Genomic DNA, 13317 nt, shown 5'->3' with positions numbered 1-13317 from the left:
ATTAAAAGCATACCTGCTTGATATCAAATCTAAAAGAGACAGGGTTCCGGTCACTTAGCCGATAGTAATTTGGAAAATTTCCTTAATAACGAATAACAAAAAGTTAGCGCTTCGTGAACCTGGCTGTTTCGGGGCCTGAATTATCCACAGTACTAAAATTTTATAGTTTTCTAAGCCATGAAAAAGATGAGTAGAATGACTGTTTCTTACTCATCTTTTTCATGGACATAACATTAATTTAAATCCCAACGATTCGAACCCACCCCTATCGAAAAATAATCATCAATTTTTATCCCATAACATATAATCAATTGAATATAACCGAAGTTCTAATCTATCCTCTCGCCAGCCAACTTTCATAGTATATCCATCGCATCAATCCGCTAGTTCTCCCAATGACATTACACCTTAATAAAATAAATAATGGGTTTACTGATTTTCAATAGAAATAGAATTTTTTTCAAAAGGGGGCAATAAGATGAAGAGAAAACAGCTTTGGTTTATCTGTATCCTGTTTATTGCAATCGGGCTTTTAGTTGGTTGTACTGGTGAAAAAAATGGGGAAGCTGGTAAAACGGAAGAAGGTAACGAAGATAATCGTACACTAACAATTGCACTCGGCACAGACATGGTATCGTTTGATGTGCATAATCACAATAATACCTCAACAGAAGCTATTCATATTAATATGTTTAATTATTTGGTAAAACGAAATAACGAAACAGGAGAAATGGAGCCGGATTTAGCGGAAAGCTATGAAAATATCGATGACTTAACATGGGAATTTAAATTGAAGGATGGGGTGACGTTTCATAATGGTGACGCCTTAACTTCAGCTGATGTCAAGTATTCGCTGGAACGTGTAGCAACTGATACGACACTGCTTGACCATGCGAACTATAAAACAATTAAAGAGGTTGAAGTTATCGATGACACTACATTTCGTATTCATACACATGAACCAGATCCTGCCCTGTTAAATCGTATTTCAAGAATTGGCTCAAGTATTTTACCTGCAAATTATATTGAAGAAAATGGCTTCGATCATTTTCTTGCAAATCCAATAGGGACTGGGCCGTTTGAGTTTGTCGAATGGGTTCGGGATGACCGGATTGTGCTGAAAACATATGGGGATTATTTTGATGAGAAAAATGAAGAATGGGATGAAATTGTTTATCGGATTATTCCAGAAAATTCAACACGGGTTTCCGAATTACTGACAGGTGGGGTCGATATGGCTGTCAATATTCCACCTAGTGATTGGGTGCGAGTAAATGAAAATGAAGGGACCTATTTAACACAAGGAATTTCCAATCGAACATTAATGATTTTCTTAAGGTCCACGGAAGGTTATCCAACAGAAGACAGGAGAGTGCGTGAAGCGCTAGATTTAGCAATCGACAATCAAGCAATTGTAGACAATATACTAGGAGGTGCTGGTACACCAACGATAACTCGTGTTGGTCCGGGCGATGTTGGTCATGCAGAGCATTTATATAATACGTATAATTATGATCCGGAAAGAGCAAAGGAATTATTAGCTGAAGCCGGGTTTAAAGATGGATTTGAAATGACACTTCATTCACCTAGAGGACGTTACTTGCAGGATGCGGAAATTGCAGAGATGGTAGCTGGAATGTTAGCAGAAATAGGAGTAACAATAAATATCGAATTTATGGAGTGGAGTAATTATCTTGAACTGCGAAACGCTGGAGAAAACAAAGACGCTTATTTATTAGGGCTTGGTAATTCGATGTTTGATGCCGCAAATGCACTTGATTATTACCGGTATGATCGTTTTATCGGACAGCTTGATTATCGAAATGATGAAGTAGAGGAATTGCTAGCAGCTGCTGAACAAAATATGGATGCAGAGGAGAGAAATGAGCAATATATAAAAATTCAAGAACTGCTTGCTGAAGATGTTGCACACCTTGTCTTGCACCAAGAGTCAATAAATATAGGGGTGGTTGATCACATTGATTATAAGCCAACGATGGATGAGATGATTTATATCGATTCGATTACTAGAAAGTAGCACTTGCTAAGGGTGGGGAATGTCTCCACTCTTCCTTTCCATACCTAACAGGAAGGTGGCGACAGATGATGCATTACATCGTAAGGAGAATGCTGCAAATTATTCCAGTCTTACTAATCATTTCATTTATTGTTTTTACACTCGTTTTTATTGCTGGTGACCCTGTTGCGCTCATGCTTCCAGAGGATGCTGCATTGGAAGAAATTGAACAGTTGCGAGAATCGCTTGGACTAAATGAACCCTTTTATATACAGTATGGAAACTATGTTTTTCGTATGATTCAAGGGGATTTTGGAGAATCTTTTCGCTATGGACAAGATGCGTTATCTGTCGTTTTAGAACGGCTTCCGGCTACGTTTGAGTTAGCGATTGCAGCGATTGTGATTGCAATTATGATAGCTATACCATTTGGAATCTGGTCCGCGACAAAACAAAATTCAAGTATTGATTTAATTGCTACTGGTGCTGCAGTTGTTGGAAAAGCGATGCCGAATTTTTGGCTTGGTATTATGCTGATTTTATTGTTCTCGGTAACATTAGGTGTATTACCGGTATCGGGAAGAGGGAGTATTGCTCACCTGATTCTTCCTGCTATCACATTAGGAACAGGGATTGCTGCTGAAATGACAAGGCTGATACGTTCAAGCATGCTCGAAATATTAAATCAGGATTATATACGGACTGCCAAAAGCAAAGGAATTAAATCGGTGCACGTGATTTATAAACATGCTTTTCGTAACGCGCTTATTCCTTTTGTAACGATAACCGCACTACAAACATCAACACTGATTGGCGGAGCCCTAATCACCGAAACGGTATTCGCATGGCCGGGAATAGGACAATTACTAATACAGGCAGTCAATACGCGTGACATGGCGATTGTTCAGGCATGTGTCATGATTATTGCAGCGATTGTCATACTGATGAATCTGTTAGCTGATATCATTTACCGCATCCTTGACCCTCGTATTAAATTGAATTAGGAGGTCGAAGTGATTGGGAGAGCAATCGAAAGCAATAATTGATGCAGATTCTCAAGTTTATATGAGAAAACGAAATGGAACAATCAAAAGATGGAGTAAGCTGCTTCTCAGAAGTAAGACAGGAACAGTAGGACTTCTCATTGTGTTCTTTATAACCCTCGTAGCTGTTTTTGCACCAATACTTGCACCGCATGATCCAAATGCTATTAATCCGGGGGGATTGCATGTACCGCCTTCATGGATGGAAGGGGGAAGCGCAGAACATTTACTTGGAACAGATAATCTAGGGAGAGATATTTTAAGCCGAATAATTTACGGTTCTCAAGTATCATTGCTTGTCGGGATTGCGGCAGTTCTATTATCTGGAATAATTGGTGTCTGTATCGGATTAATTGCCGGGTTTTACGGTGGGCTTTTAGATAATATTTTAATGCGCTTTGTAGATTCATTTCTCGCCATACCAACCATTCTTTTTTCACTCGTCTTTTTAGCCGTTTTTGGACCGAGTATTATCACGCTGATTATTGTGCTCGGTTTAACAAATTGGACATCGTATGCAAGACTGGTGCGCGGTGAAGTTCTATCGATAAAGGAAAGAGATTTTGTAAGGGCGGCCAGGTCCATTGGTGTGAAAAATAATAAGATTATAATAAGACATCTGCTGCCTAATGTTATCTCAACATTTATTGTTATTTCAACATTGAGTGTAGCGTCAACGATTATCTTAGAATCGTCTTTAAGTTTTCTAGGGTTGGGTATACAGCCCCCGACCGTATCATGGGGTACGGTTTTAAGTGATGGAAGGGATTACTTAGCTACAAGCTGGTGGTTGGCGACCTTTCCAGGCATTGCGATAACCATAACGGTTCTCGGTATTATCTTTTTAGGTGATTGGCTCCGTGATGTGCTGGACCCCCGAACAAAATAGACGCCGATAAGGAGGAATAACAATGAAGGAACCGTTCATTCACATTAAAAATCTGAGGACCTATTTTCATACAGAAGATGGAACTGTGCCCGCGGTTGATGATGTATCCTTATCGATTAACAAAGGGGAAATACTTGCAATTGTAGGTGAATCAGGATCCGGAAAAAGTGTAACCTCACTATCACTGATGCGTTTGATTGATCCGCCAGGTCGAATTGAATCTGGAGAAATCCTCTTTGAAGGCCATAATCTAGTAGACTATTCTATGAAAAAAATGCGAGCAATTCGTGGCAATAAAATAGCTATGATCTTCCAAGAACCGCTAACCTCTTTAAATCCAGTATTTACAGTGGGAAATCAAATTTCAGAATCTATTATCGAGCATCAACATAAAAGTAAAAAAGAAGCAAAGCAGCTGACGATTGAGATGCTGACAAAGGTTGGCATCCCACGGCCTGATAGATTGTTTCATTCCTATCCGCATGCTTTAAGCGGTGGAATGCGACAACGAGTAATGATTGCAATGGCATTATCCTGTAACCCCGAATTATTAATTGCAGATGAACCAACAACAGCACTTGATGTTACCATACAAGCTCAGATACTTCATTTAATGAAAGAATTAATTATTGAATTCGAAACATCAATTCTGCTGATTACACATGATTTAGGTGTTGTAGCTGAGATGGCGGATCGAGTTATCGTTATGTATGGTGGTCAAATTGTTGAAGAAACAGATGTCTTTACGTTATTTAAGCATCCGAAACATCCGTATACGAAGGGACTTCTCTCCAGTACACCAAAAGTGCATGAATTAAAAGAAGAACTAGTACCTATTCCTGGCTCTGTGCCAAATCCAATTGATTATCCAATCGGCTGCCGATTCGCAGACCGTTGTGCTTTGGTTATGGAAACCTGCAGAACGGTTCATCCAGAATTAATCGAGGTCAAACCCGGGCATTTGGTTAGATGCTGGCTACATGAAAGAAAGGGGGAAGGAACTTGACAGGGAAAGGGCATTTACTTGAAGTGAGAGGATTAAAGAAATCTTTTGAAGTTAAAAGTGGCTTTTTAAAAAGAAATAAAAACGATTTAAAAGCAGTAAATGATGTTAGCTTTTTTATCGATGCGGGGGAAACACTCGGTATTGTTGGAGAATCAGGGTGTGGTAAATCGACAACGGGTAATATGATTGTTCAGTTATTAGAACCAACCGCAGGAGAGATTTATTTTGAAGGCGAGGATATAACGAAATTAAAAGGGGAAGCATTGCGAAAGAAACGATCAGACATTCAGATTATTTTCCAGGATCCTTATTCCTCCCTTAATCCACGAATGCGTGTATTTGATTTAATAGCAGAACCAATTCGAACACATCAAACAATATCGAAAAAAGTACTTGAAGAACGCGTGCTAGAATTAATGAAGGTTGTCGGACTGAATCCTTCCTATGCAAATCGTTATCCACATGAATTTAGCGGAGGTCAGAGACAACGTATTGGTATTGCACGAGCTATTGCCTTGAATCCGAAGTTAATTGTGTGCGATGAACCTGTATCTGCGCTTGATGTATCCATTCAATCCCAAATTTTAAATCTACTTGTAAAACTTCAGAAGGAACTTCAAATTACGTATCTTTTTATTGCACATGGTCTTCCTGTTGTGAAACATATTAGTGATCGTATCGCTGTCATGTATTTAGGGAAAATTGTTGAGTTAACAACAAAAGAGAATCTATTTAAAAAGCCGATGCATCCATATACTAAGGGGCTCTTAGCAGCTATTCCTGTGCCAGACCCCACACAGCGGGATTTGAAAGAACATAGAGTATTAATAAAAGGAGATATCCCAAACGCCGTTCATCCACCTTCAGGTTGTGTTTTTCATCCACGCTGTCCGTATGCTACAGAACTTTGTGCACAAGAGGAGCCATTATTTGAAGAAAAAGAATCCGGACATTTCGCAGCGTGTCACTATCCCTTAAGGGAGGATAAGGGGATTGTCTATCTAAGGGAAGGAAATCATCATGGAGAAGTACATTTTGAATCAAAAAAAGGAGATGCTCGATTTAATTGAACAATTAGTTAACATTGATAGTGGATCGTATTATAAAAAAGGTATTGATAGAGTAGCAGAAATATTGATAAAGCAATTTAGAGAGATGGGTTTTCAGGTTACGATAAAGAAGAATAAGCGATACGGAAATAATGTTGTCATAGAATACGAGAAAAATAAAGAAACTGATATTTTACTTGTTGCACATATGGATACTGTTTTTCCAGAAGGGACTGTAAGTGAGCGCCCTTTTACCATTAAGGGAACCCGTGCATATGGACCAGGTGTTATTGATATGAAGTCAAGTCTAGTAACACTATTATATGCAATAAAAGCACTCCATCATCAGCATAACAATGCGTATAAAAATGTAACGATTATTTTAAATAGTGATGAAGAAATTGGTTCACCAACGTCTAGAAAACTAATTGAGGAAGTTTCTGCTACGAAAAAATATGCACTTATTATGGAACCCGCACGAAAAGATGGTTCCATTGTCTCGGAAAGACGCGGAGGTGGAAAATATATTTTATCTGTGAAAGGAAAAGCAGCACATTCCGGAGTTTCTCCAGAAGAAGGGAAAAGTGCGATAGAAGAACTTGCTCATAAAATTATCAAACTTCAACAGCTGAATAATGCGCAAAAGGGAATATCGATTAATGTTGGTATGATTGAAGGTGGAAATGCAGTAAATGTTGTACCATCTGAAGCAAAAGGCATGGTAGATGTGCGAATTACAAGTAGTGATCAAGCTAAGTATGTAAGGAAGAGAATTGAAGAGATCTGCGCTAAACCTGATATAAAAGGTACAAATATTACGTTGAAAGGTGGAATTAATCGGCTTCCTCTTGAATTAAATAAAGCAAACAAGAAACTTTTACAGGTGATTCAAGATGCTGCAGACTCAATCGGAATTGAATTGAAAGCTGTTCATACTGGAGGTGGCTCTGATGCATCATTCCCCGCTAATTTAGGAGTAGCAACAATGGATGGGCTAGGACCTGTTGGTGGGGGGCTCCATAATGAAGATGAATATTTAGAGATAGATTCTTTAACGGAAAGATGCTTCTTATTGGCAGAGACGATTTCACGGCTCTCCGAATAAATAAGCAGCAGAATTTTAAGGAACATCTAAGCAATTTACTCATACGATAATATCAATATGGTGATTAGGAGGGAATTATGAGTTCATACTTAATGGAAGTGCAGAAATGGTATCAGGAAAATAAGGGTCAACTTGAACGCGATTTGTCTCATTTTGAAGGACAAACAAAGGAAGTGCTTGCTAGCATATTAAATCAATTTGAACACATGTTTACAGATGCAGAGCGAGAAACTATAGATGAACAGTATATCTCTAAATTAGTTGAACAAGTTTATGCATTGTATGAGCAAAAAGAAGTGTTTGTGCAAGCAGAGAAAAGGCAGTCATTTGTTCCGATAGGTGGACATCATTTGCCGCCGCTTCCATACCCTTATGACGCATTAGAGCCGTATATCGCAAAGGAAATTATGTATTTACACCATGATAAACATCATCAAAGTTATGTGGATGGATTAAATAAAGCAGAAATTAAAATGGAAGAAGCAAGACAAACAGGTGATTTTGACCTCATTAAACATTGGGAGCGAGAGGCTGCTTTTAATGGTGCTGGGCATTATTTGCATACGATATTTTGGGAGATTATGGCACCTGATGCGGGAGGGCAACCAGAAGGAGAATTACTCCAAGCAATCGAGCGTGACTTTGGCAGTTTTGAACAGTTTAAGGAGCACTTTACTCAAGCAGCAGACCAAGTAGAAGGTGGAGGCTGGGCGATGCTTGTTTGGGCACCACGTTCAGGAAGAATGGAAATTTTACAAGCAGAGAAGCACCAAAATCTTTCCCAGCAAGATATGATTCCTTTATTAGTACTAGATGTATGGGAGCATGCTTACTATTTACAATATTTAAATGAGAAAAAGGATTATGTTGACGCGTGGTGGAACGTCGTCAATTGGCCAGCAGTTGCAGATCGATATCATAAAGCAAAAACGTTGCGCTGGAAATTGGCTTAGTAGAAGAAAAGCATAAAAATATCAACAGGATTACAATCAATCTCTGTTGATATTTTATTTTGCTTGTATCATTTTACGCTTCCTTGTTCAAATAGAAAATACGCGTAGCTCGCTGGACGGTTCCATCCTTATCTGCAGCCTCAAATGTCACAACATGAAAATGCTCGGTCAAAGGTTCTGTCAGTTTGAAGGATAGTGTAGCAGAATTATTATCGTACTCCGGTTCATAGGCAACTCCATCGACAATTACTCGGAAATCCAGCGTTTCAATTGTATTTGCTGGACCATCAATAGTTGCTTCTAAAGTTGGCGTTGTTTCTTCGATCATTTCACCCATTCTATATTCCGGATTTATTTCGAAATCTAACCCTTTTGCATATGGATTGCTAGTTGCAGCTTTTTCAACTTCTAACAATAAACGAAGCGTATTTTTTCCAAGGATTTTTTCAATCTCCTCATCAGAATACCCTCTGTTTTGTAATTCATCCGTAATTTTATAAAGCTCGGTTGCATCTTGTAAGTCTGAAGGCATATCCGAACCGTCAAAGTCAGAACCTATTGCAACGTGATCAATCCCAATTAAATTAACAGCATAATCAATGTGATCAACGATATCGGTAACATAGGCGGATGGTTTATCCGTTAAAAATACTGGATAAAAGACGATACCAACAACACCACCATTTTCAGCAAGGGCGATTAGCTGCTCATCTGTTAGGTTGCGCTGGTGATTTCTTAGCGCTTTGACACCAGAGTGTGTTGCCATAATAGGAGCATTGGTGACTTCTAATACATCCCAAAACGTGTTTTCTGACATATGAGATACATCAATAACCATGCCTAGCTTATTCATTTCTGTTGCAACCTGAGCACCAAGCTTCGTTAAGCCACCATTTGAAGGAGTTCTTGCTGGGTCTCCATATATTTTATTCGCACCTTCACCGAGTGCATTGGAATAGTTCCAATTAAAACCAATCGCTTTAATACCAAGGTCGTAATATTGATGGAGTAATTCAATTGCATTATGCTCTTCTAAAGAATAGGCACCTTCAATTGTAGGGACGGCTGCAATTTTACCTGCTTTTATTGTTTTCCAAATATCAAATGTTGTCTTGGCAATTTGAAAATGGTCCTGATTATTTTCCTCCATCCAATAAAGTGCATGAATTAATGCGAGTGTACGACTAATACTACGAGGATTATTATCATAATATCCATCTGTGAATGCTGCGAAAAATCCTACATTTATACCACCTTCCTCAAGCTTCGGTATATCAGCATGAAGGGAAGTATTTTCACCAATATCGACTTCTGGGAGCCATGTGCTCTCGTTAAGTACATTCATCATCGTATCGATATGACTATCAGCGATTGTTGCTGTTTTATGTATACTATCCGTATTTTCTAGAGATTCGTGCTTTAATTGGATAGGAAAATTATCAAGTGTACCTAATGTAGTAGGGAAAGTTAATAACATTGTAATGAGTAGCCAAAATAGAGAAATAGGCATGATCGAATCTCCTTTCATAGATTTGAACAAGGCAACATAATTTATCAAAATTCAAGTTGCAGCATAGAAAAAGTCTATTAAAGTGCGTGTTCAAAAAGGAGGATAAAAAGGACCGAGGTCGGCTAAGGTCGAAACGTCCCTTTGTGACGCCGACACTAACACGTACTGGGCGTCGAAGTTCCTTATCATGTTTACCGGACTTTTTCAACAACCTCTTAAATAGAATTAATTTCATTGTACAGAAAATGTGGATGACTGTCACTTATAGGTAATTGCCAATCATTTAGCAGTTCGTTGTATCTAATGCGTTTTGAAAAATATATTGTTTTTTGAAATAAATCTACAGGATGGTGATCTTATAATAAAACTTTCATCATTAAAATATTTAAAATCCGAAGTGCTAAATACCTAAATTTTTGGAAAGTTTTAGCTTTTACTGTTGAATTTTTGTTACTTTTTTCCTATAATGGGGATTAGATGGAAATATATAAAATTTAAAATTTTGCTGTTATATACTAACAGGGGGAAAAGAGGCGAAGGAATGGAGAATGTAAAGAAATTTTATTTAGAGGAGATTTTTGAAGAGAATCGTAGTAGGTTTCATTTTCATCTGTATCGACTTAGAAACTATGATACCGACGTTAATAAAGGAATAGAGAATACATTAGCATTACAGCCAGAGCAAGGTGTCCTGTCTACATACTTCAATATTATAATTCGTAAGCATATTTTCGAATTACTTCAGCTTAAATCAATCAACCAACATAAAATAAAACTTCTTCCAGTCGCAACCATAGAATCAAACTCACCAGTTACATATCCTGACAATAGTGCTTCCTTATGGGAGTATTATGAGAACAATTTAACTGTAAATCAGTGGAAATGGGTTTACCTATCGTTATATTTAAATTTGCCGATAAAGGAAATTGCAGAACAAGAGGGAGTTACCATTGAAGCGGTAATGAATTGGGGCAGAGACTTTAATATAAGCTTGCAGCGTATCATAGATGGTGAGGCATGATTTCGAATCTATTCCTGGTGGGGAACTTATTAAAATTACTTTAAAAACCTAATAAAAAGGTTAGCTCTATCCTTTAAATTAATGATAAAGCTAACCTTTATTCCAACAAATACTACCACTATTTTTTAAATTTGCTTCTCCTGCTTTTTGCTCTAAGTTTTGCCATTAAATCAGACGATTGTTGTGCAGCTTCCTCTGTGTTAGAAATGTTAATTCTCTTTATTTTATATGTAGTACGATTTTTTTCAAGATCAAAGACGGTATTGATTTTACTCCCAGCGGGAAGCTCACTTTCGTTTACAATATATTCTTCTTTCGTATCTTGAAGTAAAATTACTGCTTTGTCTCCCTCAAATCGATCTAGTATTCCTCTCATATGTTTCCCTCCCTGTTAATCCATACAAGCCAGATCTTGTTCCTTTATGTCTGCCATTCTAGCTGGTCCTATTCCTTGGATACGACTTAAGTCATCTAATGCATTAAATGGTCTTAAATCTATTAATTCTGCAGCTCGCTCTGGGCCAATATGGATGATTGCTTGAACTTCAGAAATAGTAGCGGTGTTCAAATTGATACAAGAATTATCAGTTGCCGTTTCTGCATTTGCACCTGGATCTTGCTCAGAACTATTTGAAGTATTGGAATCTGTTGTTGTTTCTTCCTTGTTTGTTTCAATATGAAAATTTTCTCCATCAGATGTGACTACAATTGTTCCATCTTTATCCGTTCCGTACAGTTCAACTCCAGCATCTTTAATATGTGAAACTACATCTTGACTAGGGTGTCCATAGAGATTATTTACACCCGCACTATAGATTGCAACTACTGGATCAACTGCATGAATAAAAGCATGGTCACTTGATGTGTTGGATCCGTGGTGACCGAGATGCAGAATATCCGCTCCTATATCGATTCCACTGCTCAGGATGTTTCGTTCGTCACTTTTTCCAGCATCACCTGTAAATAAAAACTTCGTGCTACCATATGTAAACAGTAATGAAATGGATTCTTCGTTTGATTTTCCGGTAATTGTTTCAGGGTAAAGTACTGTGATTTCTAGTGGACCGATTTCATATTCCTCATTAGCCCTTGGCTCGTGATAATCTGCCTCACTATTAATAACGGCTTCGACACCACGCATGAAGGTTTGAGAGGAGCTCTCATTTCCTGACATCCAAACCTCACCAACATCAAAATCTTGAACGACATCATCCAATTGACCGATATGATCAGCATCTGGGTGACTGACAACGACAAGGTCAATTGTAGAAACATCCTGTGCCTTTAGGTAATTTACAACCTCATCGCCTTTCCAATCTCCTGTATCAAAAAGGATTGTATACGACTTATCTTGATCGGAATATTGGAAGAGCGTGGCATCTGCTTGGCCAACATCAATGTAATGAACTTTTAAATCGGAAAGGGAGGAGGTTTCATTTGATCCTGTATCCACATTTTTCTCCATAAGCGAAGCAGACCGTTCATCATTTGTGTTGTTTGCAATGGATAAAGGTTCTGTTAGATCACTAGTCTGACCACAAGCAGTTAAAAAGATGATGAAAATCAAAGTTAGTATAAATCTTCTATTCAATTGTTAACCTCCAAAAAGTATTTTCACAGATAAGGGTATCAAAAAGGAGCAGTAAAATCTATGAAACTTTAGGGAGAAAACAGATAGCGTATGTTAATCGGATAAAAAAATTTAATGGGGTAATCAACCGTGTTGAAAATAATCAAGCTGTAATATTGCTCAAGGAATTAAAAAAAGAGATGATTATCTCCAAAAATCTTCTGCCATCTGAAATCGAAGCCAGTATGTGGCTCCGATTTACATTTAGTACGATTAAAACTAATGAAGTCCATGAATGGGTAATGATTAAGAAATTAAGGCACCTATTGCACCTGCATATGCTCCTTTATCAAGAAAAATTGCTTCATAGGATAGCTTATCTTGAAAACTGCTTAATACCTTTTTTAAAAGAGTATTACCATTTAATGTACTGCCAATAAAAATGATGGTGCTTATGTCTTTTTGGATTGCAACTTGACTAGCAAGTGATATCGTAATTTCTCCAATTAATTGAATAAGTGCAGCCATATGATCTGCTTTTGAGGCTGTTTTATTGAGATTAGCTTTACCAAAATTAGCAGCAGTAAGATCTCCAAAAATAGGAGGCTCATTTGGTGTATAAATATCCCTCACTAATAAATCACTGTTTTCATGATTTCCCTTCTCAGCTAATGCAATAAGTTTTAGAAAACTGCTTTTTCCTGTAATTAATGAACCAAGACCCATTAATGTTCCTCCAGCAACACCGCTTCCAGCAAGGCGCTCAAACTTATGCTTTGTTACATGGAATATTGATGTACCAGTACCGATATTTACAACGAGATAATCCTCTTCCTTTTGTTGCTTTTCTAGGCTTAGTAAATAGCGCGTTCCCTCAATGAGGGATTGGAATTCATCTAAAACACGGATGTTTTGGCTTAGCTGGTGAGAAATCAACTTACGTTTTCCTCCAGTTACATGTAATGTAGCATGAGGAGAAATGAATTGTAACCATTGAAGCAGCTCATTTTTTTCTTGGATGGGATATGTCTTCACGTGAAGCTTTCCATGTTCTTCATAGGCTATTTTTATTAGCGTTCCTCCAGCATCAATTCCGATTCTGTCCATTATATAATCCCTCGCTTTGTTTTTTGTCTTTCTAATAGCATCTCGTA

Annotated in this window: 12 protein-coding genes; 8 read left to right on the top strand and 4 right to left on the bottom strand. The window is 37.8% G+C overall.

Translation table 11 applies throughout. The features are described from left to right. Nucleotides 1–478 precede the first annotated feature (478 nt). The 7 genes from MHH64_RS18320 (at nt 479) to MHH64_RS18290 (ending at nt 8062) form a co-directional block, all read left to right on the top strand. The gene (locus MHH64_RS18320; protein ID WP_118889790.1) at nt 479–2038 is read left to right on the top strand and encodes an ABC transporter substrate-binding protein; all 1560 of its coding nucleotides are present in this window, start codon (nt 479–481) and stop codon (nt 2036–2038) included. Between the two features lie 65 nt (nt 2039–2103). Then, nucleotides 2104–3021: an ABC transporter permease gene (locus MHH64_RS18315; RefSeq protein ID WP_118889789.1), complete on the top strand. Its 918-nt coding sequence runs from the start codon at nt 2104–2106 to the stop codon at nt 3019–3021. A 61-nt stretch (nt 3022–3082) separates the two neighbouring features. Beyond that, nucleotides 3083–3949, top strand: a complete 867-nt coding sequence (locus tag MHH64_RS18310) for an ABC transporter permease (RefSeq protein ID WP_118889850.1) — start codon at nt 3083–3085, stop codon at nt 3947–3949. Nucleotides 3950–3971: 22 nt separating this feature from the next. Continuing rightward, a complete protein-coding gene (locus MHH64_RS18305; protein ID WP_340002148.1) occupies nt 3972–4955 on the top strand; it encodes an ABC transporter ATP-binding protein in 984 nt (327 codons plus the stop codon). After that, a complete protein-coding gene (locus tag MHH64_RS18300) occupies nt 4952–6025 on the top strand; it encodes an oligopeptide/dipeptide ABC transporter ATP-binding protein (protein ID WP_118889788.1) in 1074 nt (357 codons plus the stop codon). Before MHH64_RS18305 ends, MHH64_RS18300 begins: the two co-directional genes overlap by 4 nt. After that, on the top strand, nt 5976–7109 hold the full coding sequence (locus tag MHH64_RS18295; protein WP_118889787.1) for a M20 family metallopeptidase: 1134 nt from the start codon (nt 5976–5978) through the stop codon (nt 7107–7109). Before MHH64_RS18300 ends, MHH64_RS18295 begins: the two co-directional genes overlap by 50 nt. Nucleotides 7110–7186: 77 nt before the next feature. Further along, nucleotides 7187–8062, top strand: a complete 876-nt coding sequence (locus MHH64_RS18290; protein ID WP_118889786.1) for a superoxide dismutase — start codon at nt 7187–7189, stop codon at nt 8060–8062. A 73-nt stretch (nt 8063–8135) separates the two neighbouring features. Here the strand turns inward: MHH64_RS18290 and MHH64_RS18285 are convergent, their stop codons facing one another. Then, complete coding sequence (locus tag MHH64_RS18285; RefSeq protein WP_340002147.1) at nt 8136–9572, bottom strand: dipeptidase; 1437 nt, start codon at nt 9570–9572, stop codon at nt 8136–8138. Between the two features lie 541 nt (nt 9573–10113). On the opposite strand from MHH64_RS18285, the gene MHH64_RS18280 reads away from it, so the two are divergent. After that, complete coding sequence (locus MHH64_RS18280) at nt 10114–10593, top strand: hypothetical protein (protein ID WP_340002146.1); 480 nt, start codon at nt 10114–10116, stop codon at nt 10591–10593. Nucleotides 10594–10711: 118 nt separating this feature from the next. Here the strand turns inward: MHH64_RS18280 and MHH64_RS18275 are convergent, their stop codons facing one another. The 3 genes from MHH64_RS18275 to coaW form a co-directional block, all read right to left on the bottom strand. Beyond that, the gene (locus MHH64_RS18275; RefSeq protein WP_095310932.1) at nt 10712–10969 is read right to left on the bottom strand and encodes a DUF3006 domain-containing protein; all 258 of its coding nucleotides are present in this window, start codon (nt 10967–10969) and stop codon (nt 10712–10714) included. Between the two features lie 15 nt (nt 10970–10984). Further along, a complete protein-coding gene (locus tag MHH64_RS18270; protein WP_340002144.1) occupies nt 10985–12184 on the bottom strand; it encodes an MBL fold metallo-hydrolase in 1200 nt (399 codons plus the stop codon). Between the two features lie 285 nt (nt 12185–12469). After that, complete coding sequence (gene coaW / locus MHH64_RS18265) at nt 12470–13270, bottom strand: type II pantothenate kinase (protein ID WP_340002143.1); 801 nt, start codon at nt 13268–13270, stop codon at nt 12470–12472. Nucleotides 13271–13317 lie beyond the last annotated feature (47 nt).

The organism is Oceanobacillus sp. FSL K6-0127 (assembly GCF_037983385.1).
Taxonomy (GTDB): Bacteria; Bacillota; Bacilli; order Bacillales; family Amphibacillaceae; genus Oceanobacillus; species Oceanobacillus profundus.
The sequence above is the reverse complement of the archived record's forward strand: the minus strand, read 5'-3'. Positions and strand labels throughout refer to the sequence as shown.